The organism is Phascolarctobacterium succinatutens, assembly GCF_023497905.1.
GTDB classification, from domain to species: Bacteria; Bacillota; Negativicutes; order Acidaminococcales; family Acidaminococcaceae; genus Phascolarctobacterium_A; species Phascolarctobacterium_A succinatutens.
Map to the genome: position 1 here is coordinate 665,020 of NZ_CP097284.1, position 25,467 is coordinate 690,486.

A 25,467-nucleotide genomic window follows, 5' to 3' on the forward strand; every position below is an offset into this window, starting at 1 on the left:
TATGTTGCAAAAACCCAAGGTAGTTGTTATTTTAGGAGCGACAGCAACCGGAAAAAGTCATTGCGCTATTGAGATTGCCAAGCAGTTTCAGGGCGAAATAATTTCCGGTGATTCAATGCTGGTTTATAAAAATATGAATATCGGTACTGCCAAGCCAACTGCTGAGGAACTGGCTGCCGTACCGCATCATCTGGTGGATATTCTGCCGCCGGACGCATCCTTCAGCGTTGTGGATTTTAAGGAGCGTGCGTCTGCGCTGATTACGGAAATCAATGCGCGCGGACATCTGCCGATAATTGCCGGCGGTACAGGTTTGTACATCAAAGCGCTGCTCGAGGATTATGCCTTTAACAATGCGGATGAGGACAGCAATCTGCGCCGCAGGCTGGAGGCCGAGGCACAGGAAAAAGGCGCGTTGGCGCTGCATGCGCGTCTGCAGGAGCTGGCGCCGCATGAGGCGGAGCGCATTCATCCCAATAATGTGCGCCGCGTTATCCGTGCGCTGGAATCTGCTATGCAGGGCGAGGCCGTCAACCAGTACGGGGCGCAGGAAAGTCCTTATGATGCCGTAGTTATCGGTTTGGAGATGGAGCGTCAGGCGCTGTACGAGCGCATCAACAGGCGTGTGGATTTGATGCTGGAGGCCGGTCTGGAGCAGGAGGTGCGCAGTCTGCTGGAGCAGGGCGTAGCGCCCGAGTGCCAGTCGATGCAGAGCATCGGCTACAGACAGATGGTATGGTATCTTAACGGCAGTATGGATTACGCGGCTGCCGTAGACAAGCTGAAGCAGGCAACGCGTAACTTTGCCAAGCGGCAGATTACCTGGTATAAAAAAATGCCGTATATTCACTGGCTGCATTTGGATGAAGAGCCTGATTATAAGCAGGCAGTGGCAGAAATTTCCGAAATACTTGTAGAAAGTGGTATTTCGGTGTAAAATATAAGTATAAAGAGGAGTGTAGGTTTTTAGGAATCTGTGCTTCCGGAGATAACGAAAATGAGTAGGAGGGGCTTTTAATGATTACTTCAGTAAAACCCGCAATGAATTTGCAAGACAGCTTTTTAAACCATGTTCGCAAGGAAAACCTGGGTGTTATCATCTATCTGATGAACGGTTTCCAAATCCGTGGCTTAGTAAGAGGTTTTGACAACTTTACTGTTATTATTGAAAACGAAGGCAAACAGCAGCTTGTTTACAAGCATGCTATTTCCACTATTTCTCCGGCAACTAATATTACTATTATGCAGCCTGAGAAAAAAGAATATTAATAAAGTTATGATTATAAAGAAAAACGGCGCATAAGCGTTGTTTTTCTTTTTCTGAAAGAGATTGCATCCGGCAAAATTTACAAGCGGCGAATTTTCGGTATGGAGGCAGGTTTTTATGTTTGACTATCTGGCCTTGTTTCAGGAATATCTGACGGTAGAGCTGGGACTGGCAAAAAATACACAGCTGGCGTATATGCGTGATTTGCGCCTGCTGATGAAAAGCCTGCAGCTGAAGGCAGATGAGGAGCTGCTGCAGGTTTCGCGACAGCAGCTGATTGCCTATCTTGTGCGGTTGAAGCAGGAGGGCCGCGCTGCATCGACGGTGGCACGCAAGCTGGCTTCGATTAAGGCGTTTTACCGTTTTCTTACGGCAGAGCGTTATATCCGACGCAATCCTGCCGAGGTGCTGGAGGCGGCGAGCAGAGGACTGCATTTGCCGAAGGTGCTGAGCGTTCAGGAGGTCGAAAGGCTTTTGGATGAGCCTAATTTGGGAACCTTGGACGGTTATCGCGACAAGACAATGCTGGAGCTTTTATATGCTACCGGCATGCGTGTGTCTGAGCTGGTAAATGTGCCGGTGAAAAATGTTGATATGAAGATGCAGTATGTCATTGTTATGGGCAAGGGCTCCAAGGAGCGTATGTTGCCGTTAGGCCGTACTGCGCTGCATTATCTGGAGCATTATTTGTCTGTGGTACGCCCGCAGCTTCTGCATGGCAAGCCTGATACGGCTGCAGAGCTTTTTGTAACCGGTTGGGGCGGGCCGATGACAAGGGAGCGTTTTTACGAAATTATTGTGGCATACGGCAAGAGCGCAGGCATCAGCAAGCGCGTTACACCGCATATGCTGCGTCATTCCTTTGCGACGCATCTTTTAAATAACGGCACCGACCTGCGCATAGTGCAGGAGCTTTTGGGACATGCAGATATTTCCACCACGCAGATATATACGCATCTTGATGTGGAGCGTTTGCGCGAGGTGTACGATAAAACGCACCCACGGGCTTAGAAAGGAGAACACCTATGACAAAAGCGAGCAAGAAAAAATCCTCCGGCAGTAAATATGCTGTGCTGATTTTAACAGCGGTTATTGCGATTGTTGCCATTGGCTGCGGACTTTTTTATGCCACCAGCAACAGCAAGAAGGATGTTTTGGACAAGAAGGGTGACGAGCCGCAGACGGTAAGTCTGCTGGATGAATCTATAGAAGCACAACGATTGTTGGATAATATTTTGCTGCAGAAAAATAATTGGCAGCTGATTGAAAATGATCATGGCAAAAAGGATGTTGAGGTTGAAGAATCCGGTGCCAAAGTGCAGATTAACCAGCGTGAGCTGGCAGTTGGCGTACCTTCCGGTACAAGCCTTGCCGGTGCCTGCGACTGGCTGCAGACAAAGGCTGAGCAGGCCGGACTGGTTTATATCAGCGGCAAGCCTGCCAAATATAAAAAATGGGATGCCTATAAGGCTGAAATTGGTATTAAGGTTAAGGCCGGTGCAGGCAGCAAGAGCTTTGTAACGGATACTGTGATTTTCTTCCATAACATTAACCTGACCAAGCAGGATAAGGATGTTAAGGATTTACCGGAGCAAAAGGCAGAAGAGGAGCAGCAGGGGACCGTCAGGCAATTCAGAGGAAAAGTAGCCATCGTTATTGATGACTGCGGTTATGATATGGCGCCGGTGCGCAAGCTGCTGAATACCGGGCTGCCGTTCAGCTATGCGATATTGCCGTATAAGCAGTACAGCAGCGATGTTCTGGAGATGGTGAAGGCTAAGGGGCGTGTGCCGATGCTGCACTTGCCGATGGAGCCTATTGATCGCAGTGCTATGAGCGAGGGCGCTGCTACTATCCGTACGGATTTGTCTGCGGCGGAGAAGCTGTCCCTGACGCGGCGTGCGCTTAACAGTCTGCCGGGAGTGATGGGTGTAAATAATCACCAGGGCTCGAAGGCGACTGCAGATAAGGATACTATGAGAGTTGTTTTGCAGGAGCTGCGTCGTCAGAAGCTCTTCTTTGTGGACAGCCGTACAAATTCTGCGTCGGTAGCACGCAATATGGCGCAGCAGCTGGATGTTTCTACTGCCCGCAATGATATCTTTTTGGATAACAGCTCTGACGTGCAGGCAATTCGTCAGCAGATATATAAGGCTTTCGCTATGGCGGAAAAGAATGGCAGCGTTATTGCTATCTGTCATGCCAGACCGAATACTGCCAAATGTTGGGAGATGTATGCGGCGGAGTTTAAGCGGACGGGGATAACCTTTGTGCCGGTGACGGAACTGCTGTATTAAATTTAGATTTGGAGTTAGATTCGGCTTCTTTCATAACTGAAAGAAGTTGGCAAGAAAGGTTTGCGCCTGATAACTGCGCAACTAACATATCGTTCCGCTCAGAAAAAATTTTCCCGTGCCCACAGGGCACAACGCAAATTTCGTGTGGAACCAGAACGAAGCGTCGCAAAAACTCGCGCAAAGCTTAGAGTTTTTGCAATATGAGTGCGGTGTAGCGCTCAAACAGTTGCGTCGTTTAGCGGTTCGTGTCAGACCAATCAGCCTCGCTCTTCGAGCTTGCTTCTTGGGACACTATCGCATGGCGCGCATGAGCCAATCAGCTTCGTCCAGCGGACTTGCTTCTTGGATGCGCCCGCATATGGTTCCGGACACTCATTTGCTAAAATTTTTATTCGCTGCACGATATATTTAGTTGCTTGCTCTGGTGTGTTGTTCAAGAGTTGTAATTATTAAGAAAAAGTTTTCTGCTGTTTGCAAAACTCTAATTTACATAAACTGAATCGAGGTAAGAAAATGTCTAATTATGTAGAAGAAACAATCGGTAAATATGAAAAGTATATCAATCCCGCTCAGGCAAAGCTGTTCCGCTTCATGGGCCTGGCAAGCATTGAAGGCCATGCTGAGGGCTGGACTATTACCGACAGCGAAGGTCAGGAGTTTATTGACTGCCTGGGCGGTTACGGTATGTTTGCTTTAGGCCATCGTCATCCGAAGGTTGTTGAGGCTGTGGAAAAAGAGCTGCATGCTATGCCGATGTGCGGCAAGGTGCTGTTCAACCGTCCGATGGCTGATTTGGCGGAGGCATTGGCCGAGATTACTCCCGGTGAGCTGCAGTACAGCTTTTTTGTCAATAGCGGTACCGAATCCGTTGAAGGCTGTCTGAAGGTAGCACGTCTGGCAACAAAACGCAAAAAGTTCGTTGCTGCAAAGAATGCTTTTCACGGCAAAACTTTTGGCAGCTTAACTGCTACCGGCCGTGATATGTATCGCGAGCCGTTTAAACCGCTGCTGGATGGCTTTACTCATGTAGAATACGGAGACGCCTCAGCTGTTGATGCTGCTGTTGATGAAGATACCGCTGCCGTTATTCTGGAGCCTGTTCAGGGCGAGGGCGGCATTATTGTTCCGCCTGCAGGTTACCTGCGTGAGGTGAAGGAAATTTGCGAGAAGAAGGGTGCTCTGCTGATTGCCGACGAGGTACAGACCGGTATCGGCCGTACCGGCGAATGGTTCGGCGTTAATCATGACGGTGTTACTCCCGACCTGATGGCATGCGCTAAGGCTTTGGGCGGTGGTGTAATGCCCATAGGTGCGATTATCGGTACTCCGCGTGCCTGGGCCGGTCTTATTGAAGCACCGTTCCTGCACACCTCTACCTTTGGCGGTAACCAGCTGGCCTGCGCTGCCGGTGTAGCAGCCATCAAGGCTATCAAGGAAGAGGATATGCTGCGTCGCGGACGTGAGGCAGGCGCTTATCTGAAGGCTGGTCTGGAGGCTATCGCTGCGGAATATCCTTCCGTTATCAAGGAAGTACGCGGTCGAGGTATGATGATCGGCATTGAGCTGACCAAAGAGGGTGCCGGCGGTATGCTGATGAGCCTGATGATTAACCAGCACATTATTGTTGCTTATACCTTGAACAATCCTAAGGTTATCCGTATGGAGCCGCCGCTGATTATGCCTAAAGAGGTTATCGACCATGTTCTGGAGGCTTTCAGAGGTGCTGTTAAGGAAACTGCGGATGTTATTGAAGATTTATAAGAGGAGATAAGATTATGCCTTATGTAGAGAGCAAAACCACCATCAAGGGCGATGGTGCAAAAATTTATGATATTATCAAGGATATGGCTGCTTACCCTAATTTTATGCATGACCTGGTAAGCGTAGAAATTTTGGAGCGCGGTGAGAATTATACTGTTTCTCATTGGGTAAGTAATGTTGACGGACGCAAAATCGTCTGGACCGAGCGCGATACATTCTATCCTGAGGAGCTGAAAATTACCTATGCTCAGACCGAGGGTGATTTAAAGAAAATGGAAGGCTCCTGGCTGATTACACCGCAGGCTGACGGCTGCGAGGTAACGTTGGCAGTTGATTTTGAGTTCGGTATTCCGATGATTGCCGGCCTCCTGAATCCTATTCTTAAGAAAAAAGTTCGTGAAAACAGTGAAAATATGTTAAACTCTATCAAGGCCCAAATTGAAAAATAAGTAATTACTTGTTATAATAGATATGTTGAAAATGTATTCTATTAATGCCTGTACCTGTTTACAGTGCAGGTCTTTTATGAGGAGGAAATTACTTAGATGAAAACAGCGTTTTTAATGGCGTTAATGACAGCGCTGCTGATGCTCCTGGGCGACTTCTTCGGTGGTCTGCGCGGCATGACCGTAATGCTTTTTGTAGGCGTGGCAATGAACTTCTTTGCTTATTGGAACAGCGATAAGATGGTTCTGGCACACTATGATGCACAACAGGTTGACCGCAACAGTGCGCCGGAGCTGTACGGAATAGTAGAAAAGCTGGCTAAAAAAGCCAATATTCCTATGCCGAAGGTTTATATTATCAATAGTCCGGTGCCTAACGCTTTTGCTACCGGCAGAAATCCGGAGCATGCTGCCGTTGCGGTAAATACTGCGCTGGCAGATATGCTGACCAAGGAAGAGTTGGCCGGTGTTTTGGGTCATGAGCTGAGTCACATTATGCATCGTGATATTTTGGTAAGTACTATTGCCGCTTCTATGGCAGGTGCTATTTCCACGATTGCCCAATGGGGTATGTTCTTTGGCGGCGGACGTGATGAGGATGGCGAAAGCCGTAATCCTATCGCTTCTATTCTGGTTATGATTTTGGCGCCTCTAGCAGCTATGCTGATTCAGATGGCAGTATCCCGTTCCCGCGAATATATGGCAGATAAATCCGGCGGTGAGCTTTGCGGCAATCCAAATGCTCTGGCTGATGCCCTGCTGAAGATTGAAGCCTATGCGGAGCGTCGTGTAATGCCCGGTGCTACCGAAGCAACTGCGCATATGTTTATTATCAACCCCTTTGCCGGTGTTGATGCCAAGCAGCTTTTCAGTACTCACCCCGCAACTGAGGAAAGAGTTCAGCTGCTGCGTGAGCAGGCAAGAAAAATGGGTATCCGTTAATAATTCAACTATACCTCTAAGTCACATCGGTGACTGGGTTAGTATAAAAAATTTAATTACACTTTAAGGAGAGATTTACAAATGGAACAAACACTCGTACTCGTAAAACCTGATGGAGTTAAGAAAAATCTGATCGGCGATATCATCGCTCGTTTCGAACACAAAGGCCTGCAAGTTGCAGCTCTGAAACTGGTTAAAGTTACCGAAGCTCAAGCTAAATTCCACTATGCTGAGCATGAAGGCAAACCCTTCTTCGGCGAACTGGTTGACTTCATTACCTCCGCTCCGCTGGTTTGCGCTGTAATCCGCGGCGAAAACGCTATCAAAGCTGTTCGTCAACTGAACGGTGCTACCAACCCGATCGAAGCAGTTCCCGGTTCTATCCGCGGCGACTTCGCTCTGAGCATCGGTGAAAACATTGTTCACGGTTCCGACAGCCCGGAAGCTGCTGAACGCGAAATCAACAACTTCTTCGCTCCGGAAGAAATTTACTAATTAACTTTAGCCTTTCGGCGGCCATGAGCTGACTGAGAGGGGGTACACTCTCACGGAAAGGATGGTGCAGAAATGAAGAAAGCTGCTGTTTATACCAGAACCGGTGACAAAGGAACTACAGGTTTGTACACCGGAGAACGCGTTCCCAAGCAAAGCCTGCGTGTAGAAGCCTATGGTACTGTGGATGAAATTTCCTCGGCATTAGGTTTGGCACGTGCTCAGGTTACGCGTGAGGATGTGCGTGAAACCATTTTCAATGTACAAAAGCTGCTCATGTCTGTGATGGCTGACATTGCCAGCCTCAACCTGCCCGAACCTTACATCAAAGAAGAACACGTTAAGCTGTTTGAAGATATAATCGACAAGTTTGATTCTCTGCTGCAGCCGCTGGGCCATTTTATTATCCCCGGCGATACTGTAGGTGCTGCCGCACTGGACATCGCACGCACTACTACCCGTCGTGCCGAGCGTTGCCTGCTGCGTCTGGCTGAAAACGAACCGGTTAACCCCAATGTTCTGGTTTGCCTGAACCGTTTGTCTGATTTGTGCTTTATTCTGGCACGTGTAGAATGCGAAGTAAAATAAGCATTGCTGATTAAGGAATAGAAGCTTCTGCCTGTGGCCCTTGGCCGCAGACGGAGGCTTTTTGCTTTGCATGCAGTGATTTGTCACACTATTCCCTGCCGTTAAGAAGAATACGTGTATACAATCGTGTGAAGTATTGTACACTATATATTGATGTGATACAATACTATACATGGGCTTCGGGAAAAAGCCTTAAATTGTAAACGTGTTTTAAATTTTTACTGGGGGGAATTTTTTTATGTTGGAGATTTTGAATTCTATTGATGGCTTCATTTGGGGCCCGCCTTTGATGATGCTGCTTATGGGCACAGGCATTTTAATGAGCGTCCGTCTTGGTCTGCTTCAGGTTATGAAGCTGCCTAAAGCCTTGCAGCTGATTTTTACCGCCCGCAGCAAGGGCGAAGGTGATGTAAGCAGCTTTCAGGCTTTGTGCACTGCTTTGGCCGCAACTGTCGGCACCGGTAATATCGTTGGCGTAGCAACGGCAATTAAGCTCGGTGGTCCTGGTGCTCTGCTGTGGATGTGGCTCGCTGCTTTCTTCGGTATGGCAACCAAATATTCCGAAGGCGTGCTGGCTGTTAAGTATCGTACCTATGATGAAAACGGTAACGCTTCCGGCGGTCCGATGTACTATATCGAACAGGGCTTGGGCAAAAAATTTAAGCCTTTGGCTGTAATGTTCTCTATCTTCGGTGTTATGACTGCCTGCTTGGGCAGCGGTACCTTTACTCAGGTAAATGCAATCACCTCTATTGTTAATGTATCCTTTGGCGTTTCCGAATACGTTGTAGCAGCAATCCTGACTGTTCTTGTTGCTGTTGTTATTATCGGCGGTCTGCAATCCATTGCTAACGTAGCAAGCAAGATTGTTCCTTTCATGGCTGCTGTTTATGTTATCGTAACCGTTTCTGTGCTGGTATTTTATGCTGATGCTCTTCCGGCAGCAATTAAGCTGGTTATCGACGGTGCCTTCAACGGTACTGCGGCAGCAGGCGGCTTTGCCGGTGCCGGAATTATGCTGGCAATGCGCAGCGGTATCGCCCGCGGTATTTATTCCAACGAATCCGGCTTGGGCTCTGCTCCTATCGTAGCAGCTGCAGCGAAAACCAAATGGCCTGCAGAACAGGGCCTTGTTTCTATGACCGGTACCTTTATCGATACCATCATTATCTGCACCATGACCGGCCTGTCCATCATCGTCAGCGGTGCCTGGACCGGCGACCTGAACGGTGCTGCTCTGACTGAGGCTGCTTTTGCTTCTGCTTTCCCGGCTGTTGCCAAGTATGTCCTGACCGGCGGCCTGGTACTCTTCGCCTTCACCACTATTATCGGCTGGAGCTATTACGGCGAGCGTTGCGCAGAATATCTCTTCGGCGTAAAATGCATCATGCCTTACCGTATCGGTTACATCATTCTGGTAGGTTTGGGCGTATTCCTGAAGCTGGAAATGATTTGGATTATTGCTGATATCGTTAACGGTCTGATGGCTATTCCTAACCTGATTGCTCTGCTGGGCCTGAGCGGTGTAGTTGTTGCAGAAACCAAGCTGTACTTCGAGCATTGGGAAAAGGTTCACAGCCGTCGCAAACAGCTTGCTGAGATTCGTGAAAATCTGGCAACTGAAAATAATTAATTAGTATTTATGAAAGCCATTGCGGAAATATGCAATGGCTTTTTTTCATTAAGTTTTTGTGTCATCTGTATTTTTATGTCTTTAGTGTGTTATAATATACATATCAAGATAATAGGAGAATAAAATGGTTTATGGTTTGTTAGCTTTGCTGGTGGTTCTGCTGGACCAGGCAACAAAGTATTATGTGGTAACACATTTTGCGTTAGGGGAGAGCGTACCGGTGATTAATAATGTATTTCACTGGACGTTTATACTGAATCGTGGTGCCGCCTTCGGCATGCTGGAGGGCAGCCGTTGGCTGTTCGTAATGATTGCGGTTGCTGTAATCGGCGGTGTCTGGTTTATGCGCCGTGAGATTGCCAAAAGCGGCGTAATGGCCTGCTGGGGAACAGCGCTTTTTGCCGGCGGTGCTTTGGGTAACCTGATTGACCGCACTGCACGCGGTGTGGTAATTGACTTTTTTGATTTTCGTATCTGGCCGATATTTAATGTGGCCGATATAGCAATTTGTGTGGGAGTAGGTTTGATTATATGGAGCATATTGCAAACGGAGCTGCTGAGCAGCAACGATTAATTATAACTGAACAGGAGGCCGGCCAGCGTGCCGATGTAGGCCTGGCGGCAATGCTGGAGCTTACACGTTCGAATATGCAGAAGCTGCTGGAGGAGGGCCGTGCGGTGCGCGGCAGCAAGGTGCTGAAATCCAACTACAAGCTGCGTCTGGGTGACGAAATTGATGTTACTCTGCCTGAGCCGCAGCCTCTGGATGTACAGCCGGAAAATATTCCTCTGGATATTATTTATGAGGATGAGGATGTTGTTGTTGTCAACAAAGCGCGCGGGATGGTAGTCCACCCGGCGGCCGGCAATTTAAACGGAACGCTGGTCAATGCGCTTTTGTATCACTGCAAAAACTTATCCGGTATCAACGGCGTTATCCGCCCGGGTATCGTGCACCGTCTGGATAAGGATACCAGCGGTATTATGATTTGTGCCAAGAATGATGCGGCGCATCTTTCCCTGTCGCAGCAGATACAGGCTAAAACCGCCCAGCGTACTTATCTTGCTGTAGTACGCGGCAACATAAAGACAGACAGCGGCGTGATTGAAACGCTTATCGCCCGTGATAAAAACGACCGTAAGAAAATGGCGGTTGTCAAGGAGGGCGGACGTGATGCTGTTACCGAATACGAGGTGCTGGAGCGCTTCGGCAAATATACTATTGTGCGCTGCCGCCTGCGAACGGGACGCACGCATCAGATTCGCGTACATATGGAGTATCTGGGCTATCCTTTGGTTGGTGACCCGAAATATTCTCCGATGAAAACTCCCTTCAGCATTCAGGGACAGGCTCTGCATTCGCAGACACTGGAATTCACCCACCCGCGTACGGGAGAACGCTTGAGCTTTGAAGCTCCGTTGCCGGAGGATATGCATAAGATTGTTACCCGCCTGCGCCTGGGACAGTTTAATTAGCAGAGTTCTGCCTTAGGGCAGTCTTGATAGCAGGTTAAAAAGCCTGAATAAAAATAAGAGGTGAGCCAAATGAGCAATTTTGTTAAAAAGAATGTTATTATGGATGCAGAGGCTATGCGTCGTGCAATTGTCCGTATTTCTCATGAAATTATCGAAAGAAATAAAGGCGTAGACAATGTTGTTATTGTCGGTATCCGTACCCGCGGTGTACCTATTGCGGAACGTCTGGCAGCAGCAATTAAAGATATAGAGAATGTTGAGCTGCCGGTAGGAATGCTGGATATCACTCTTTATCGTGATGACCTGTCTACTCTTGCATATAATCCTATTGTACACGGTACAGAAATTGACCTGGATCTGAACGGCAAAACCGTAATTCTGGTTGATGATGTGCTGTACACCGGCCGTACCATCCGTGCCGCTCTTGATGCTGTTATGGATATGGGCCGTCCGAAGGCTATTCAGCTGGCAGTGCTTATCGACCGCGGACATCGCGAGCTGCCGATTCGTGCTGACTTTGCCGGCAAAAATGTTCCTACCTCCCACAAGGAAGCTATCAACGTATACCTGGCAGAGGAAGACGGCATTGATGAAGTAGCAATCGGTGATATCGAAGAATAATCGACCGTAGCTTGTTAATGGAACAGGAGGAGATTCTATGCAGCAGGCTGAAATGTTGCGCAATGAGGCTTTGGGCGCAACTTTGGTAAAAAAATTGAAGTTGCGTGGCTTTGATGCTTATTACTGTGCTGATAAGCAGGCAGCGCTTAAGCAGGCTTTGGCGCTGATTCCGCAGGATGATGTTGTTTCCTGGGGCGGTTCTGTAACGATTGATGAAATAGGCCTTTTGAGCGCAGTAAAGGAGCGCAATAAGGTTATCGACAGAGCTGCGGCAGCAACTCCGGAAGAAAAAACAGAATTGATGCGTCAGGCGCTTTTATGTGATACATATTTAATGAGCAGCAATGCCATCAGCAGCGACGGTCAGCTGGTAAATATTGACGGCAACGGCAACCGTTGCGCCGCTTTGATTTTCGGACCGAAGCAGGTGCTGGTTATTGCCGGTATGAACAAGGTTACAGGCTCCTTGGAGGCTGCCATGGACAGAGCGCGCAATGTAGCTGCGCCGATAAATGCCAAAAGGTTTGCCGGACTGCAGACACCTTGTTATAAAGCTGGCCTTTGCGGTGACTGCCTTTCTGCGGACTGCATCTGCTCGCAGATTGTTATAACGCGTACCAGTCGTAATAAGGGACGCATTAAAATCATTTTAGTTGGCGAAAGCTTAGGATTCTGATTTTAGGGGAGTTGTTTAGCGTTGGTGTTAGCAGCTCCCTTTTGCTTAAGAAAGCAGGTGAAAAAATGGCTCGTACTATTATTCTGTTGTTGGATTCCTTCGGTATCGGTTATGCCCATGATGCCGAAGCTTATGGTGATAAGGGTGCAGATACCTTGGGCCATATCTGCGATTGGCTGGCGAAAAATCCGCGGCACGCAGGCGAAGCGCCGATGCCGTTGCATTTGCCGCATCTGGCTGAGCGCGGACTGCAGGCAGCTGCCGAGCTGAGCCGCGGCGAAGCGTTGCCGGCAGGCTTAGGCGCCGAGCATACAATCGGTGCTTATACCTATGCGCAGGAGGTCAGCCGCGGTAAGGATACACTGAGCGGACATTGGGAAATCAGCGGTGTGCCGGTTAAATTTGACTGGGGCTATTTCCCGGATGTGCCGAAATGCTTTCCGCAGGAGCTGGTGGATGCAATTATCAGCCAAGGCAATTTGCCGGGAGTGCTGGGCGAATGCCATGCCAGTGGTACCGAAATCATCAAGGAGATGGGCGAGGAGCATGTAAGAAGCGGCAAGCCGATTATTTATACCTCCGCCGACAGCGTGTTGCAGATAGCAGCGCACGAGGAAGCCTTTGGCCTGGAGCGCTTGTATGATTTGTGCAAGCTAGCTTTTAAGCTGGTGCAGCCGTATAATATTGCCCGGGTAATAGCGCGTCCGTTCGTCGGCACCTGTGCTGCGGATTTTACCCGCACAACCAACCGTCACGATTACGCAGTACCGGCACCACAGCCGACATTGCTTGATAAAATGGTTGCAGCCGGCGGCAGCGTTTACGCCGTAGGCAAGATTGCCGATATTTTTGCGCATCGCGGTATTACGAAGCATTATGCGGCAGGCGGACTGGATAAGCTGGTAGATGCAACGAAGCAGGCTGTAGCCGATGCTATGGATAATACCATTGTCTTTACTAATTTTGTTGACTTTGATTCCTCCTACGGACATCGCCGTGACATTCAGGGCTATGGTGAGGCACTGGAATATTTCGACAGCAGATTGCCGGAAATTACCGCTCTGCTGCATCCGGACGATTTGCTGCTGATGACGGCGGACCACGGCAATGACCCCAGCTGGAGCGGCACGGACCATACGCGCGAAAAAATTCCCGTACTCTTTTCGGGAGCAGGCATTGAATGCAAGCAGCTTAAGCCTATGCAGACCTTTGCCGATATAGGACAGACGATTGCCGATTATATGAAAATAGAACCAACCCTTACTGGAACTAAAGCGGACTTGTTTTGAAAGAGGTGGACAATATGAGCAAACATTACGCAGCACCTGAGGAGATTTTATACCATGTAGGTTTTTCGGCACAGCAACTGCAGGGCGCAACTGTTGCCGTGCTTCCCGGTGACCCCGGACGTGTGGAGCCTTTGGCGAAGGCCTTGGGCAGTGATGCAAGCTTTATTGCCAGCCATCGCGAATACACCAGCTGGCTGACTAAAATCAGCGATACTCCGGTACTTGTCTGCTCTACGGGAATGGGCGGTCCTTCCGTAGCAATTTGTCTGGAAGAGCTGGCGCGTATGGGTATCAAAAAGCTCATCCGCTTCGGTACGACGGGAACGATTCAGGAAAAGGTTAATCTGGGTGATATTATTGTTGATAAGGCAGCTGTTCGCCTTGACGGCACCTCGCAGCACTATGCGCCGTTGGAGTTCCCGGCTGTTGCCAGCTTTGAGGTGACAACCGCACTGGTACTGGCAGCCAAGAATGCCGGTGCGCTCTATCATTTGGGCATTGCGGCCTCCAGCGACACCTTCTGGCCGGGACAGGAGCGTTACGACAGCTTCACCGGCTATGTACCGCGCCGCTTCCGTGGGACGATGCAGGAATGGCAGGCGCTGGGCGTGCTGAACTATGAAATGGAAACCTCTGCTTTGTTCGTGACCTCGCAGGCGTTAGGCTTAGAGGCCGGTGCTGTCTGCGGCGTGGTAGTTAAGCGCACGCAGAGCGAAAGCGTAGCACCGCCTGATGTTTATCAACGTGCCTTCGGCTATATGGTGCAGGTGACACGCGGAGCTGTTGAGCTGTTGTTGGCAGCGGATGCCGATTAATTGGTAGGTGATACTTATGAAAAAAATTAGATGGCTGCTGCAAATATGCTTTTTAGTGGTATTTGCCTCCTTGTTTACAGCCTTAATGCCGCAGACGGCGCGGGCAGATTTTGCGGAGCGTCCTGTTGGCTTTGTGGTTATCGACCAGGACGGCGGTGTGGACGGCGCTGTTTATAAGGAGTGGCGTCAGATGGTCAAGCTGGCTTATCGCTTCCCATATTATCAGATTATAGATGGCGGCGAGCCTCAGATGCTGGTGAGCCGGGCAGTGCGTGACGGCGTAAAGCTGGATGCTGCTTCTTTGTCCGCTTTGGCGGAAAAGAGCAAAACAGATGTGCTGGTTGTTGCCCGTATTTATGAAATGGATGAAAGCCTTGTCAGCGGTTGGGGATTTCGCTTTGACCACGATACCTATGTGCGTGTGGTAGCGGATGCAGACCTTTTCGTATATAAAAAGGATGGCAATAAGCTGCTGAAGAAGCGTGTGCGTGAAAGCGGACTGCGCGATATGGGCAATTATGACAAGCCGGCAGAAACAATTAAATGGCAGCTTTCCAAGCTGGTAAATACTATGGAAAATAAGCCGATTATCGGCAGTTAAACAGAAAATATGAAAAAAGAGTTAGCTTGTTCACCTTAGTTTAAGGCAGCAGGTAGTAAAATAATACTGCAGGCGGTATAATAGAATAGTTGCCTGAAGCGTAAATTGAGGTGAAAATATGCATATATTAGTTACAGGGGGGGCCGGTTATATCGGCTCGCATACAGTTATAGAGCTGCTTAACGCCGGACATAGCGTTGCAGTCGTAGATAATCTTGTCAATTCCAGCAGGTTGGCAATGCAGCGTGTAGAAAAAATTACCGGCCGGCAGATTCCTTTTTATGAAACGGATATCAGGGACCGCGAGGGCTTGCGGAAAATTTTTGCTGAGCACAGCTTTGACTGCTGCATTCATTTCGCCGGCTTGAAGGCAGTAGGAGAATCGGTGCAGAAGCCGCTGGAGTATTATGACAATAATATTTCCGGTACCTTGGTTTTGCTGGAGGAAATGCGTAACGCAGGCTGCAAGAACATTATCTTCAGCTCCTCGGCAACGGTTTACGGTAATCCTGCTGTAATGCCGATTACCGAAAGCTGTCCCAAGGGACATTGCACCAATCCTTACGGTAATACCAAGTCGATGCTGGAGGAAATCCTGCGAGACCTGCATGTGGCTGATAATGAATGGAACGTAGTGTTGCTGCGTTATTTTAACCCTATCGGTGCGCACAGCTCCGGTTTAATAGGTGAAAATCCCAACGGCGTTCCCAATAACCTGATGCCGTACATTACGCAGGTTGCTGCCGGCAAATTAAAGGAGCTGCATGTTTTCGGCAATGATTATCCAACTCCGGACGGTACAGGTGTGCGTGATTACATTCACGTTGTGGATTTGGCGAAGGGACATGTCAAAGCATTAAAGGCAATAGATGACAAATGTGGCATAGAGGTGTATAATCTTGGTACAGGCATTGGCTATTCGGTGCTGGACCTGGTGAAAGCATTCGAAAAGGCCAACGGAATAAAAATACCTTATGTAATCGACCAACGCCGTGCAGGTGATGTTGCAGCCTGCTATTCGGACCCTTCGAAGGCGTGGGAAAAGCTGGGCTGGAAGGCAGAGCTGGGAATTGAGGACATGTGCCGCGATTCCTGGAACTGGCAGAAAAACAACCCTAACGGTTTTGAAGCGTAAGGCATAAAGAAAAATTGGAGAAAACGAGGAAAAATATTTATGTGTGGTATTGTTGGATTTTGTGGAGATAAGCAGGCAGCGCCTATTTTGTTGGATGGGCTGTCTAAGCTGGAATATCGTGGCTATGATTCTGCCGGTTTAGCAGTGCGTGACGGCAGTGCGCCGGTGCAGATTGTTAAGGCTAAGGGCCGTCTGAAGGAGCTTTACGCCAAGACTAACGGCGGTCAAAGCCTCGTTGGTACCTGTGGCATCGGTCATACCAGATGGGCAACCCATGGTGAGCCTTCCGAAACTAATGCGCATCCGCATGCAAGTGCTGATGGCAATGTAGTTGCCGTACACAACGGTATTATCGAAAACTATCAGGAGCTGAAGGAAAAGCTGCTGCATAACGGTTACACCTTCTATTCTCAGACTGATACCGAGGTTGCCGTTAAGCTGATTGACTACTACTATAAAAAATACGAGCATACTCCTACCGATGCTCTGAGCCATGCTATGATCCGTATGCGCGGCTCCTATGCTTTGGCAGTAATGTTCAAGGAATATCCTGGTGAAATTTATGTTGCCCGCAAGGACAGCCCGATGATCATCGGCGTACAGGACGGCGAATGCTATGTTGCCAGCGACGTGCCTGCTATTTTGAAATACACCCGTAAGGTTTATTACATCGGCAATCTGGAAATGGCTCGTCTGGCTAACGGCGAGGTTACCTTCTACAACGTTGATGAAGAAGTAATCGAAAAACCGCTGACCGAAATTAAATGGGATGCCGAAGCTGCCGAAAAAGCAGGCTTTGAGCATTTCATGATGAAGGAAATTCACGAGCAGCCCAAGGCAGTTCGCGATACCCTGAATTCCGTACTGGTTGACGGCAAGCTGGATATGAGCGCTGTCGGTCTCAGCGATGAGGATATCAAAAAGATTGACCAGATTTGCATCGTTGCCTGCGGCAGTGCGTATCATGTAGGCGTGGCAGCGCAATATGTAATTGAGGATTTGGCACAGATTCCGGTTCGCACCGAGCTGGCTTCCGAGTTCAGATACCGCAAGCCTCTGCTGAGCAAGAACGAGCTGGTTATTATTGTCAGCCAGTCCGGTGAGACTGCCGACAGCTTGGCAGCTCTGCGTCTGGCTAAAGAAAAGGGCATCAAAACTCTTGGCATCGTTAACGTAGTAGGCAGCTCTATTGCCCGTGAAGCTGATAATGTTTTCTATACTCTGGCAGGACCGGAAATTGCCGTTGCAACTACCAAGGCTTACAGCACTCAGCTGATTGCTGCTTACTGCCTGGCAATTCAGTTTGCTATTGTTCGTGGCACTATTGATGAAGCTAAATATCTGGAGCTGATTCAGGAAATGGCACAGCTGCCGGATAAAATCCAAAAGATTATCGAGGATAAGGAACGCATCCAATGGTTTGCCGCTAAGCAGGTTAACGCTAAGGATATCTTCTTTATCGGCCGTGGTCTTGATTACGCTGTCAGCCTGGAAGGCAGCCTGAAGATGAAGGAAATTTCCTACATTCATAGTGAGGCTTATGCTGCCGGTGAATTGAAGCATGGTACTATCAGCCTGATTGAGGACGGTACTCTGGTTATCGGTGTGCTGACTCAAAGCGAGCTTTACGAAAAGACTGTCAGCAACATGGTAGAGTGCCGCAGCCGTGGCGCTTACCTGATGGGCCTGACTACCTATGGTAACTATAATATTGAGGATACCGCTGATTTCACAGTGTATATTCCTAAGACCGACGAGCATTTCATGACCAGCCTGGCAGTTATTCCGCTGCAGCTTATGGGTTATTATGTGAGTGTTTCTAAGGGCTTGGATGTAGATAAACCTAGGAACTTGGCTAAGAGCGTTACCGTAGAATAGTAAGAGCGGGTATAACGCACCGTATGCATCGCAAACCATCCTCCACGTACTAGAAGTACGCGTTCGTCGGCTTCAGCAAGAGCGGGTATAACGTACCGTATGCATCGCAAACCCTCCTCCACGTACTAAAAGTACGCGTTCGTCAGGTTCGCATCGCCTCCGGTACATTCTCCCCGCTCTTATAAGATAGCGTAATATAAACGTCGTATACTTCGTACTTACAAGGAACAGAATAATGTAACGCACTATAAAAAACCACAGCTTACATTTTATGTAGGCTGTGGTAATTTTTTTGTTGTTAATAATGAGCGGCGTTTTTATCAATCAGTGTAAAGCCTGCCTTGGTAAGCTTTGCACGGATTTCGTTGATTTGTTCCGCATCACGGGTTTCCAGTTCTAAGCGCAGGAAGCAACCTGTGATATCCATATCGGCATCACTGCGGTTGTGCTGTACGCCTACAACGTTAGCGCCACAGCTGCTTACGATTTCGCTCACTTCACGCAGCTGGCCGGGACGATCCTGCAAAGCGATAACGAGGTCTGCCCTTCTGCCGCTGGTAACCTGACCGCGGGTGATTACGCGCGAAAGAATATTAACGTCAATGTTACCGCCGGATACAACGCAGACTGTTTTCTTGCCCTTAATCGGCAGCTTGTCGAACAAGGCTGCTGCTACCGGAGTTGCGCCTGCACCTTCGGCAATCAGCTTCTGTTTTTCAATCAAGGTTAAAATTGCAGTTGCAATTTCATCTTCGCTTACGGTAACGATATCGTCAACATATTTGCTGATGAGCTCGTAGGTGTTTTCACCAGGAGTTTTTACAGCAATGCCATCAGCGAAGGTGCTGACGTGATCTAAGGTTTCATATTTATGGTCATGGAAGGCTTTGAACATGCTGGCTGCGCCTGCTGCCTGCACGCCGTAAACCTTAACCTCCGGGCGCAGGCTTTTGATAGCGAAGGCTACGCCGCTGATAAGGCCACCGCCGCCAATCGGTACGATTACTGCTTCGACGTCCGGCAGCTGGTCCAAAATTTCCAAACCGATGCTGCCCTGGCCGGCAATAACAAGCTCGTCGTCATATGGATGGATAAAGGTCATGCCTGTTTCTTCCTGCAGCTGTACGGCGCGGTCATGTGCTTCGTCGTAGGCACCGGGAACAAGCTCCACCTGTGCGCCGAGGCGCTTGGTGTTTTCTACCTTCATAATCGGTGCGCCGTCCGGCATGCAGATGACGCTTTTGATGCCCATACTGGTTGCAGCCAGTGCTACGCCTTGCGCGTGGTTGCCGGCGCTGCAGGCGATTACGCCTTTGCTTGCTTCCTCAGGTGTAAGCTGGCTGATTTTGTAGTAGGCACCGCGTACCTTGAAGCTGCCTGTTACCTGCAGGTTTTCTGTTTTCAGATACAAGTTGTTGCCTTCGCTTAAATGCGGAGCAGCTATTAGATCTGTTTTACGTGCTACGCTTTTAAGGATGAAGGCTGCATGATAAATTTTGTCTAATGAGAGCATTTGGTTACCTTCTTTTCTTTCCCTTAATAAAAATACTAAAATAGACTGTGCAAAAGCTACAATCTATTTTAGCATAAGCACTTTTAGTTTTTGCGTCAAGGGTTAACTTTCTAAGTGCGTGTTTGCCAGCATCAGCTCCAGCTTGAAGCTTTGGTTATCAAAGCTTACATTATTGCTGCCTGCGTATTTTTCGCAAATCATCCTGATGTTTTCCAGTCCGGTGCCAGGTTCCTTGTAGTCGCGCTTGGCGGAATAAAACTGGTCATTATAACGCACGATGTTACCGCTGAAGGAATTAACAACTTCTATAAGTAATAGAGAGGCTCTTTCTCTGATTTTCACATTAATATAGCAGTTGCTGCGCTGGGCTACGTCGTCTTTGGTAACTGCGGTAAAAGCGTTTTCCAAAGCATTGCCTAAAATAATGGCCAGATCAATATCGTTGATTTTAATTTTGCTGAAGCTGATATCCACGGCAAAGGGGATGCCTTTTTCCTGTGCCTGCATCTGCCAGTAGCCGATAAGGCCGTCGATGGTTTCATTGCCATAAATCTTTACTGTTTGCAGCGTTTCGGTATATTTAAGGATAGCACGCAGATGCTGACCAAGCTTATCAAACTGTTTTTCTTCATAAAACTGGTTGAGCATAACCGCGAGATGCTTTTGGTCATGGCGCAGGCGGCGTGATTTCTGCCAGGTTTCGATAACAAAATCGTAGTAAGGCTTTTCGTTACGACGCAGTTCTTCCAGTGAGCTGAGCTTGACGGACATCACCTTGTTATCATTTTTTTCCTTCAGCAGATCCATCATCATGCAAACAAAGAAGAAGAGCGGCATGATGCACAGAAAGCGGGCAAAGAAAAGATTCCAGGTGCGTGGTTCGGAAAAATTGCGGATGAGTACCAGGGCAACGAAGTTAAAAGCTAAAATATAGTTGGAATAGGTGATAATCTTATTGTATTTAGTGCTGCGGAAGAGCTGCTTAAATTTTTTTACAGTAAAGTAGAACCAGGAAAAATAAGCAGATTGTGCCAGCAGGAGCACGAAGGTGGCGGTGGCATAGTAGTAGCCAGGAGTGGGCGAAAAGCGTTCGGCGAGCATAGCAAGTGTCTGCAGCACATTTTCAAAATTGCCTGAGAGCAGGATGCAAAAAAGCTGCTTACTTTTATTACCTTTTACGATGGCAAAGTAGTAGAATATGTAGAGCAGGTAAACTCCGTATAATGTCGGCAGCTTATCGAAATTGCGTCCGGTAAAGATGAAAATGCCCCATTCTATGAGAATAATAGCAAAAAAGCCGCATATTGCTGTTTTTTTGGATAAGCGCAGGTCTTCCAAAAAGGGATAGTAGCATAGATAAGAGCTGGGAGCAACGCGCAGGATAATATAGATAAGGATAATCAAATCTTGAATCTGCATATAACATCATTCCTTAAAAATAATATAGAAAAAGCTTCTTTAAGATAATTATAGCAAATGTAAACTAAATTTAAAGTAAATTTTTTCTAACGGCAGAGATAAAATGGCGTGTTGAAATGCGAGGCTTTTCTGTTGTATAATAAAATGAATATAAATTTTCAAAGGAGTGCATACAATGCAGTGGATAGAAGTTAATGTAGCGGTAACGCATGAAGCAGTTGAGGCCGTAGCGGATATGCTGACGAGCATCGGTTCTAAGGGAGTTGCGATTGAGGACCCGCAGCTGATTAATGATTTGCGCAACAGCGGTACCTGGGAGCTGTGCGATATTCCGGAGCAGGAGAATACCGAGGTTGTTACTGTCAGCGCTTATTATGCTGATGATGAGAAGCTGGAAAAACGCCTGGCGGAGATTGACGAGCAGCTGGCGCTGATTGAGGAGCGCATCGGCAAGTACCGTTTCGGTAATACCCGCTTCCGCAAGGTGAGCGAGCAGGATTGGGCTAACGAATGGAAGCAGTATTTCCATGTTACTCATGTGGGCAAGAGCCTTGTTATTAAGCCGAGCTGGGAGGAGTATGCTCCTAAGGAAGGCGAGCATGTTATTGAAATCGATCCGGGTATGGCTTTCGGCACAGGCACGCATCACACTACCAATATGATGATGGAGCGCTTGGAGAAGGTTATTACGCCTGATTCTACAGTGTTTGACGTTGGTACCGGCAGCGGTATTCTGGCGATTGCTGCGGCAATGCTGGGCGCTAAGTCTGTAAAGGCTGTTGATATTGACGGTGTGGCAGTGCGCGTGGCGAAGGAGAATGTTGCGTATAACGGCCTGAGCGAGCAGATTGAGGTGCGCGAGGGCGATTTGCTGCATGGCACCGAGGGCAAGGCTGATGTAATTATCGCTAATATTATTGCCGATATTGTTATTATGCTGCTGCAGGATATTCCGCAGAAGCTGAATGACAACGGTGTGCTGTTGGCGAGCGGTATTATTGAGGAGCGTATGCCGGATGTGGAGGCTGCAGCGCAGGCGCAGGGACTTTATGTTGACGCGGTTGACCATCGCGGCGGCTGGGTTGTTATGCAGATGAAGAAGAAAAAGTAAGGGGAAACCTATATGCATCGTTTTTTTGTACCGCAATTATATAACGAAACAATGACTATTGAGGGCGTGGATGCACGTCATATCAGTAAGGTGCTGCGCATGCAGCCGGGTGCGCAGCTACAGCTTGTGAGTGACGACGGCGTGAGCGCGCTGGCGGAGATTACAGCGATTGACAGCGAGTGCGTGACTGTGCATTGCCTGGAGAAGCTGGCGGAAAGCCATGAGCCGGCGGTGCGCCTGATTTTGGCGCAGGGCCTGGCGAAGGGCGAGAAGATGGAGTTCATTATCCAAAAGGCTGTGGAGATGGGCGCTTACAGCGTGGTGCCTGTGGCTATGGAGCATTCCGTAGTACGCCTTGACGGTGCGAAGGCTGCCAAAAAGGTGGAGCGCTGGCAGAAGATTGCCGAATCCGCAGCGAAGCAGAGCAAGCGCGATATTCTTCCCGAGGTGCAGCCTGTGCAGACGATGGCACAGATGCTGGCGGCGAATGACTGCGCTACGAAGATTATCGCTTACGAGTGCGAGGATAAAAAGAGCCTGAAGGCGGCGCTGAAGGAGGCGCAGGCGAAGGGCGCGCTGACAGATTTGCTGCTGATTATCGGTCCTGAGGGCGGCATCAGCGAAGCGGAGCTGGATGCGGCACGCGCAGCAGGTGCTGTGCCCGTATCGCTGGGCAGACGCATTCTGCGTGCGGAAACGGCAGGACTTGTTGCTATTTCAGCGATTTTTTATGAAACCGGAGATTTAGGAGATTAAACATAGATGAGAAAAATTGCATTTTATACGCTGGGCTGTAAGGTTAATCAGGCCGATACTGCCAGCATGGAGGGGATTTTCCGTGCGTCGGGCTATGAGGTTGTGCCTTTCGGTGAACCGGCAGACGTTTATTTAGTTAATACCTGCGTTGTTACCAATACCGGTCAGCGCAAATCGCGCCAGATTATCAACCGCGCTGTGCGTCACAATCCGCTGTCCTTGGTGGTTGTTACCGGCTGCTATCCGCAGACTGCGCCGGAGGAGGTGCGTGCTATCGAAGGTGTTGATGTAATCATCGGCAATCAGGAGCGCGGCCGCATTGTGGAGCTGGTTGAGGAGGCGCTGGAGCACAAGCGCACGGAGATTCTGGACAATGTGCAGCAGATGACTGTGGATACTAAGTTCGAAGAGCTGGGCGTTTGCACGGAAACCGATAAAACCCGCGCCTTCCTCAAAATTCAGGAGGGCTGCAACCAATATTGCACCTACTGCATTATCCCGTTTGCCCGCGGTCCGCTGCGCAGCCGCAGCCTGGACAGCATCCGCGAGGAGGTCGGCAAGCTGGTTGCCGCAGGCTACAAAGAAGTTGTGCTCATCGGCATTCACCTTGGCTGCTACGGCAAGGAGCTGGCGAAGGAAGGCAAGCACGTTACTTTGTATGACGCAGTAAAGGCAGCGCTGAGCGTTGAGGGTGTGCAGCGTGTGCGCCTCGGTTCTTTGGAATCCGTGGAGGTGGAACCGCGCATGCTGCAGCTGATGGCAGAGGAACCACGCCTGCAGCGTCACCTGCATCTGCCGCTGCAAAGCGGTTGCGACAAGATTTTACGTGCTATGCATCGTCCTTATGACACAAAGCGCTTTACGGAGCTGGTGAACGAAATCCGTGCGCAGGTGCCTGATGTGGCAATTACTACGGACGTTATTGTGGGCTTCCCCGGCGAAAACGAGGAGGACTTTGCGACTACTTTGGAATTTGCCAAGAAATGCGGCTTTGCCAAAATGCATATCTTCCCTTATTCCAAGCGCAAGGGTACGCCTGCTGCCGAAATGAAGGAGCAGGTGGACGAGGCTGTGAAGAGCGAGCGTGCGGCGCGTCTGGCGAAGGTGGACGAGGAGCTGCATCAGCAAATGCTGCAGAGCACTGTCGGCAAGGTGGAGGAGGTGCTGTTTGAGCAGCCTGTGGACGATGAGCATATGGAGGGCCTGTGCGGTCCGTATCTGCGCGTTGTCGTTCCGGGAACGGCGGAGCTGGCGAACACCATTGCCAAGGTAAAAATTACCGGCATCAAAGAGGATTTTTTGCTGGGCGAATTGAATTAATTTGTGAAAAAATTATTTCTTTAGCAGGATAAAAGAAATAAATACAGAATATAACTAGATACGATAAATGAGAGGAGGGACATGAAATGGCTGAGGATTGTATTTTTTGCAAAATCATTAAGGGCGATATCCCTTCTACCAAAGTGTACGAAGATGATAAAATGATTGCTATCAATGACGTTGCTCCGGCTGCTCCGGTTCATGTGCTGCTGATGCCTAAGGACCACACAGCTAACATCACTACTGCGGACCCCGAGTTGGTTGCATACATGCTGGGCAAGGTTAAAATGATCGCTGAAAAGACCGGAATTGCCGAAAAAGGCTTCCGCGTTGTTATCAACACCGGCGATGAAGGCGGTCAGACAGTAAAACATTTACATATTCACGTAATTGGCGGCAAAGCTTTGGGTTGGCCCCCATGCTAAACCTTGACAATGCTTGTCTTTTCTTGTATAATTAATCAGTAAGTGTTTTTAGCTGGCAACGGCTGAAACTTAATTTGCATATACACTTCCCTAAGTGTGTGGAGGGAGGGAGAACAGATGGCAGAAATTAAAGTTGGCAAGAATGAAACTTTAGACAGCGCACTGCGCAGATTTAAAAGAGCAACCCAAAAGGCAGGCATTCTTTCTGAGGTAAGAAAACGCGAGCACTATGAAAAGCCGAGCGTTGCACGTAAGAAAAAATCCGAAGCAGCCAGAAAACGTAAAACCAGATAATTGGAGGCGGGCTGTATGTCTATAAAAGACCAATTGACTGCTGATATGAAGCAGGCCATGAAGGACAGAGAAGCAGGTAAGCTGCGTTTGTCTGTTATCCGCATGGTGCGTGCTAATATTAAAAATGTTGAAATCAATGACAAAAAGGAACTTACAGATGATGAGGTTCTGGCTGTCTTGATGAAAGAGGTCAAAATGCGTCAGGATTCTGTTGAGGAATTCCAAAAAGCAGGTCGTGACGAATTGGTTGCCCAAGCTAAGGAAGAAATTGCTATACTGAAAAAATATCTTCCGGAAGCTCTCAGCGATGACGAGCTGAAGGCTATCGTGGCAGAGGTTATTGCTGCTGTTGGTGCTACAAGTCCCAAGGATATGGGCAAGGTAATGCCGGCAGTTATGGCAAAAACCAAAGGCCGTGCAGATGGCAAACGTATTAACGTTATGGTTCGTGAATTGCTCAAATAACAACTGATAACCGTGCTAAGAGAAATCTTGGCGCGGTTATTTTACTTTATAGCGATTAGCGGACCGAAGGACTGCCTGCTTTCTTAGCGAACCCTTCTCCGTCATCGATATGTGATGACACCCGCCCCAGGGCGCTATCTCTTGCCCTACGGGCAATTAACCTTGTCTCCCCAAGGAGAGGCTTTCACTACATCCTGCACAATTCAAAGCTTGCAAAGCTATGAATTGTGTGGTATATTAGATATAG

General features: G+C 48.7%; 27 protein-coding genes. 25 read left to right on the plus strand and 2 right to left on the minus strand.

Going from position 1 to position 25,467, the window contains the following annotated elements; translation table 11 throughout:
- Window position 1: 1 nt before the first annotated feature.
- The 19 genes from miaA (at window position 2) to glmS (ending at window position 17,917) form a co-directional block, all read left to right on the plus strand.
- A complete protein-coding gene (gene miaA / locus M5E81_RS03190) occupies window positions 2-937 on the plus strand; it encodes a tRNA (adenosine(37)-N6)-dimethylallyltransferase MiaA (protein WP_249747855.1) in 936 nt (311 codons plus the stop codon).
- 80 nt (window positions 938-1,017) lie between these two features.
- The gene (gene hfq, locus M5E81_RS03195; RefSeq protein ID WP_009145913.1) at window positions 1,018-1,269 is read left to right on the plus strand and encodes an RNA chaperone Hfq; all 252 of its coding nucleotides are present in this window, start codon (window positions 1,018-1,020) and stop codon (window positions 1,267-1,269) included.
- Between the two features lie 115 nt (window positions 1,270-1,384).
- Window positions 1,385-2,278 carry a site-specific tyrosine recombinase XerD gene (gene xerD / locus M5E81_RS03200; RefSeq protein ID WP_009145912.1) on the plus strand — a complete coding sequence of 298 codons (894 nt, stop codon included), beginning with the start codon at window positions 1,385-1,387 and terminating at the stop codon, window positions 2,276-2,278.
- A 14-nt stretch (window positions 2,279-2,292) separates the two neighbouring features.
- Window positions 2,293-3,564 carry a divergent polysaccharide deacetylase family protein gene (locus M5E81_RS03205; RefSeq protein WP_009145911.1) on the plus strand — a complete coding sequence of 424 codons (1,272 nt, stop codon included), beginning with the start codon at window positions 2,293-2,295 and terminating at the stop codon, window positions 3,562-3,564.
- A 513-nt stretch (window positions 3,565-4,077) separates the two neighbouring features.
- The gene (locus tag M5E81_RS03210) at window positions 4,078-5,325 is read left to right on the plus strand and encodes an aspartate aminotransferase family protein (protein ID WP_249747856.1); all 1,248 of its coding nucleotides are present in this window, start codon (window positions 4,078-4,080) and stop codon (window positions 5,323-5,325) included.
- Window positions 5,326-5,339: 14 nt separating this feature from the next.
- Entirely contained in the window at window positions 5,340-5,774 is a 435-nt protein-coding gene (locus tag M5E81_RS03215) for a type II toxin-antitoxin system RatA family toxin (RefSeq protein WP_009145909.1), read from the plus strand.
- A gap of 96 nt (window positions 5,775-5,870) precedes the next feature.
- Window positions 5,871-6,713 (plus strand): zinc metalloprotease HtpX, encoded by an 843-nt coding sequence (gene htpX, locus M5E81_RS03220; RefSeq protein ID WP_249747857.1) that lies wholly within the window; start codon window positions 5,871-5,873, stop codon window positions 6,711-6,713.
- Window positions 6,714-6,794: 81 nt separating this feature from the next.
- Window positions 6,795-7,208: a nucleoside-diphosphate kinase gene (gene ndk, locus M5E81_RS03225; RefSeq protein WP_009145907.1), complete on the plus strand. Its 414-nt coding sequence runs from the start codon at window positions 6,795-6,797 to the stop codon at window positions 7,206-7,208.
- A gap of 72 nt (window positions 7,209-7,280) precedes the next feature.
- Window positions 7,281-7,793 (plus strand): cob(I)yrinic acid a,c-diamide adenosyltransferase, encoded by a 513-nt coding sequence (locus M5E81_RS03230; protein ID WP_009145906.1) that lies wholly within the window; start codon window positions 7,281-7,283, stop codon window positions 7,791-7,793.
- Window positions 7,794-8,031: 238 nt separating this feature from the next.
- Entirely contained in the window at window positions 8,032-9,426 is a 1,395-nt protein-coding gene (locus M5E81_RS03235) for an alanine/glycine:cation symporter family protein (RefSeq protein ID WP_249747858.1), read from the plus strand.
- Between the two features lie 124 nt (window positions 9,427-9,550).
- Window positions 9,551-10,000, plus strand: coding sequence for a signal peptidase II (gene lspA, locus M5E81_RS03240; RefSeq protein WP_249747859.1), 450 nt, complete (start codon window positions 9,551-9,553; stop codon window positions 9,998-10,000).
- On the plus strand, window positions 9,958-10,902 hold the full coding sequence (locus M5E81_RS03245) for an RluA family pseudouridine synthase (protein WP_249747860.1): 945 nt from the start codon (window positions 9,958-9,960) through the stop codon (window positions 10,900-10,902). Before lspA ends, M5E81_RS03245 begins: the two co-directional genes overlap by 43 nt.
- 69 nt (window positions 10,903-10,971) lie before the next feature.
- Complete coding sequence (pyrR, locus tag M5E81_RS03250; protein WP_021720014.1) at window positions 10,972-11,523, plus strand: bifunctional pyr operon transcriptional regulator/uracil phosphoribosyltransferase PyrR; 552 nt, start codon at window positions 10,972-10,974, stop codon at window positions 11,521-11,523.
- A 37-nt stretch (window positions 11,524-11,560) separates the two neighbouring features.
- Window positions 11,561-12,199 carry a lactate utilization protein gene (locus tag M5E81_RS03255; protein ID WP_009145901.1) on the plus strand — a complete coding sequence of 213 codons (639 nt, stop codon included), beginning with the start codon at window positions 11,561-11,563 and terminating at the stop codon, window positions 12,197-12,199.
- 65 nt (window positions 12,200-12,264) lie between these two features.
- Window positions 12,265-13,488: a phosphopentomutase gene (locus M5E81_RS03260; protein ID WP_040565237.1), complete on the plus strand. Its 1,224-nt coding sequence runs from the start codon at window positions 12,265-12,267 to the stop codon at window positions 13,486-13,488.
- Window positions 13,489-13,502: 14 nt separating this feature from the next.
- Complete coding sequence (udp, locus tag M5E81_RS03265) at window positions 13,503-14,303, plus strand: uridine phosphorylase (protein ID WP_249747861.1); 801 nt, start codon at window positions 13,503-13,505, stop codon at window positions 14,301-14,303.
- A 16-nt stretch (window positions 14,304-14,319) separates the two neighbouring features.
- Window positions 14,320-14,904: a hypothetical protein gene (locus tag M5E81_RS03270; RefSeq protein ID WP_009145898.1), complete on the plus strand. Its 585-nt coding sequence runs from the start codon at window positions 14,320-14,322 to the stop codon at window positions 14,902-14,904.
- A 118-nt stretch (window positions 14,905-15,022) separates the two neighbouring features.
- A complete protein-coding gene (galE, locus tag M5E81_RS03275) occupies window positions 15,023-16,039 on the plus strand; it encodes a UDP-glucose 4-epimerase GalE (RefSeq protein ID WP_249747862.1) in 1,017 nt (338 codons plus the stop codon).
- Window positions 16,040-16,078: 39 nt separating this feature from the next.
- Window positions 16,079-17,917, plus strand: a complete 1,839-nt coding sequence (gene glmS, locus M5E81_RS03280; RefSeq protein WP_249747863.1) for a glutamine--fructose-6-phosphate transaminase (isomerizing) — start codon at window positions 16,079-16,081, stop codon at window positions 17,915-17,917.
- A 298-nt stretch (window positions 17,918-18,215) separates the two neighbouring features.
- Here glmS and ilvA read toward each other — a convergent pair whose 3' ends face one another.
- Both ilvA and M5E81_RS03290 read right to left on the minus strand, forming a co-directional pair.
- Window positions 18,216-19,430, minus strand: coding sequence for a threonine ammonia-lyase (ilvA, locus tag M5E81_RS03285; RefSeq protein WP_249747864.1), 1,215 nt, complete (start codon window positions 19,428-19,430; stop codon window positions 18,216-18,218).
- A 102-nt stretch (window positions 19,431-19,532) separates the two neighbouring features.
- A complete protein-coding gene (locus M5E81_RS03290) occupies window positions 19,533-20,849 on the minus strand; it encodes an ATP-binding protein (RefSeq protein ID WP_249747865.1) in 1,317 nt (438 codons plus the stop codon).
- A 175-nt stretch (window positions 20,850-21,024) separates the two neighbouring features.
- Here M5E81_RS03290 and prmA point away from each other — a divergent pair, with 175 nt between their 5' ends.
- From prmA to M5E81_RS03320, 6 genes are all read left to right on the plus strand, one after another.
- Window positions 21,025-21,960, plus strand: a complete 936-nt coding sequence (prmA, locus tag M5E81_RS03295) for a 50S ribosomal protein L11 methyltransferase (RefSeq protein WP_249747866.1) — start codon at window positions 21,025-21,027, stop codon at window positions 21,958-21,960.
- 12 nt (window positions 21,961-21,972) lie between these two features.
- Window positions 21,973-22,716, plus strand: a complete 744-nt coding sequence (locus M5E81_RS03300) for a 16S rRNA (uracil(1498)-N(3))-methyltransferase (protein ID WP_249747867.1) — start codon at window positions 21,973-21,975, stop codon at window positions 22,714-22,716.
- Window positions 22,717-22,722: 6 nt separating this feature from the next.
- On the plus strand, window positions 22,723-24,036 hold the full coding sequence (mtaB, locus tag M5E81_RS03305; protein ID WP_249747868.1) for a tRNA (N(6)-L-threonylcarbamoyladenosine(37)-C(2))-methylthiotransferase MtaB: 1,314 nt from the start codon (window positions 22,723-22,725) through the stop codon (window positions 24,034-24,036).
- An 86-nt stretch (window positions 24,037-24,122) separates the two neighbouring features.
- On the plus strand, window positions 24,123-24,461 hold the full coding sequence (locus M5E81_RS03310; protein WP_009145890.1) for a histidine triad nucleotide-binding protein: 339 nt from the start codon (window positions 24,123-24,125) through the stop codon (window positions 24,459-24,461).
- Window positions 24,462-24,578: 117 nt separating this feature from the next.
- Entirely contained in the window at window positions 24,579-24,755 is a 177-nt protein-coding gene (gene rpsU / locus M5E81_RS03315) for a 30S ribosomal protein S21 (RefSeq protein WP_021720854.1), read from the plus strand.
- A gap of 15 nt (window positions 24,756-24,770) precedes the next feature.
- Window positions 24,771-25,220, plus strand: coding sequence for a GatB/YqeY domain-containing protein (locus tag M5E81_RS03320; protein WP_009145888.1), 450 nt, complete (start codon window positions 24,771-24,773; stop codon window positions 25,218-25,220).
- Window positions 25,221-25,467 lie beyond the last annotated feature (247 nt).

Coding starts and splice junctions, on each gene's coding strand:
- miaA (WP_249747855.1), top strand. CDS start 2: ATGTTGCAAAAACCCAAGGTAGTTGTTATTTTAGGAGCGACAGCAACC.
- hfq (WP_009145913.1), top strand. CDS start 1,018: ATGATTACTTCAGTAAAACCCGCAATGAATTTGCAAGACAGCTTTTTA.
- xerD (WP_009145912.1), top strand. CDS start 1,385: ATGTTTGACTATCTGGCCTTGTTTCAGGAATATCTGACGGTAGAGCTG.
- M5E81_RS03205 (WP_009145911.1), top strand. CDS start 2,293: ATGACAAAAGCGAGCAAGAAAAAATCCTCCGGCAGTAAATATGCTGTG.
- M5E81_RS03210 (WP_249747856.1), top strand. CDS start 4,078: ATGTCTAATTATGTAGAAGAAACAATCGGTAAATATGAAAAGTATATC.
- M5E81_RS03215 (WP_009145909.1), top strand. CDS start 5,340: ATGCCTTATGTAGAGAGCAAAACCACCATCAAGGGCGATGGTGCAAAA.
- htpX (WP_249747857.1), top strand. CDS start 5,871: ATGAAAACAGCGTTTTTAATGGCGTTAATGACAGCGCTGCTGATGCTC.
- ndk (WP_009145907.1), top strand. CDS start 6,795: ATGGAACAAACACTCGTACTCGTAAAACCTGATGGAGTTAAGAAAAAT.
- M5E81_RS03230 (WP_009145906.1), top strand. CDS start 7,281: ATGAAGAAAGCTGCTGTTTATACCAGAACCGGTGACAAAGGAACTACA.
- M5E81_RS03235 (WP_249747858.1), top strand. CDS start 8,032: ATGTTGGAGATTTTGAATTCTATTGATGGCTTCATTTGGGGCCCGCCT.
- lspA (WP_249747859.1), top strand. CDS start 9,551: ATGGTTTATGGTTTGTTAGCTTTGCTGGTGGTTCTGCTGGACCAGGCA.
- M5E81_RS03245 (WP_249747860.1), top strand. CDS start 9,958: ATGGAGCATATTGCAAACGGAGCTGCTGAGCAGCAACGATTAATTATA.
- pyrR (WP_021720014.1), top strand. CDS start 10,972: ATGAGCAATTTTGTTAAAAAGAATGTTATTATGGATGCAGAGGCTATG.
- M5E81_RS03255 (WP_009145901.1), top strand. CDS start 11,561: ATGCAGCAGGCTGAAATGTTGCGCAATGAGGCTTTGGGCGCAACTTTG.
- M5E81_RS03260 (WP_040565237.1), top strand. CDS start 12,265: ATGGCTCGTACTATTATTCTGTTGTTGGATTCCTTCGGTATCGGTTAT.
- udp (WP_249747861.1), top strand. CDS start 13,503: ATGAGCAAACATTACGCAGCACCTGAGGAGATTTTATACCATGTAGGT.
- M5E81_RS03270 (WP_009145898.1), top strand. CDS start 14,320: ATGAAAAAAATTAGATGGCTGCTGCAAATATGCTTTTTAGTGGTATTT.
- galE (WP_249747862.1), top strand. CDS start 15,023: ATGCATATATTAGTTACAGGGGGGGCCGGTTATATCGGCTCGCATACA.
- glmS (WP_249747863.1), top strand. CDS start 16,079: ATGTGTGGTATTGTTGGATTTTGTGGAGATAAGCAGGCAGCGCCTATT.
- ilvA (WP_249747864.1), bottom strand. CDS start 19,430: ATGCTCTCATTAGACAAAATTTATCATGCAGCCTTCATCCTTAAAAGC.
- M5E81_RS03290 (WP_249747865.1), bottom strand. CDS start 20,849: ATGCAGATTCAAGATTTGATTATCCTTATCTATATTATCCTGCGCGTT.
- prmA (WP_249747866.1), top strand. CDS start 21,025: ATGCAGTGGATAGAAGTTAATGTAGCGGTAACGCATGAAGCAGTTGAG.
- M5E81_RS03300 (WP_249747867.1), top strand. CDS start 21,973: ATGCATCGTTTTTTTGTACCGCAATTATATAACGAAACAATGACTATT.
- mtaB (WP_249747868.1), top strand. CDS start 22,723: ATGAGAAAAATTGCATTTTATACGCTGGGCTGTAAGGTTAATCAGGCC.
- M5E81_RS03310 (WP_009145890.1), top strand. CDS start 24,123: ATGGCTGAGGATTGTATTTTTTGCAAAATCATTAAGGGCGATATCCCT.
- rpsU (WP_021720854.1), top strand. CDS start 24,579: ATGGCAGAAATTAAAGTTGGCAAGAATGAAACTTTAGACAGCGCACTG.
- M5E81_RS03320 (WP_009145888.1), top strand. CDS start 24,771: ATGTCTATAAAAGACCAATTGACTGCTGATATGAAGCAGGCCATGAAG.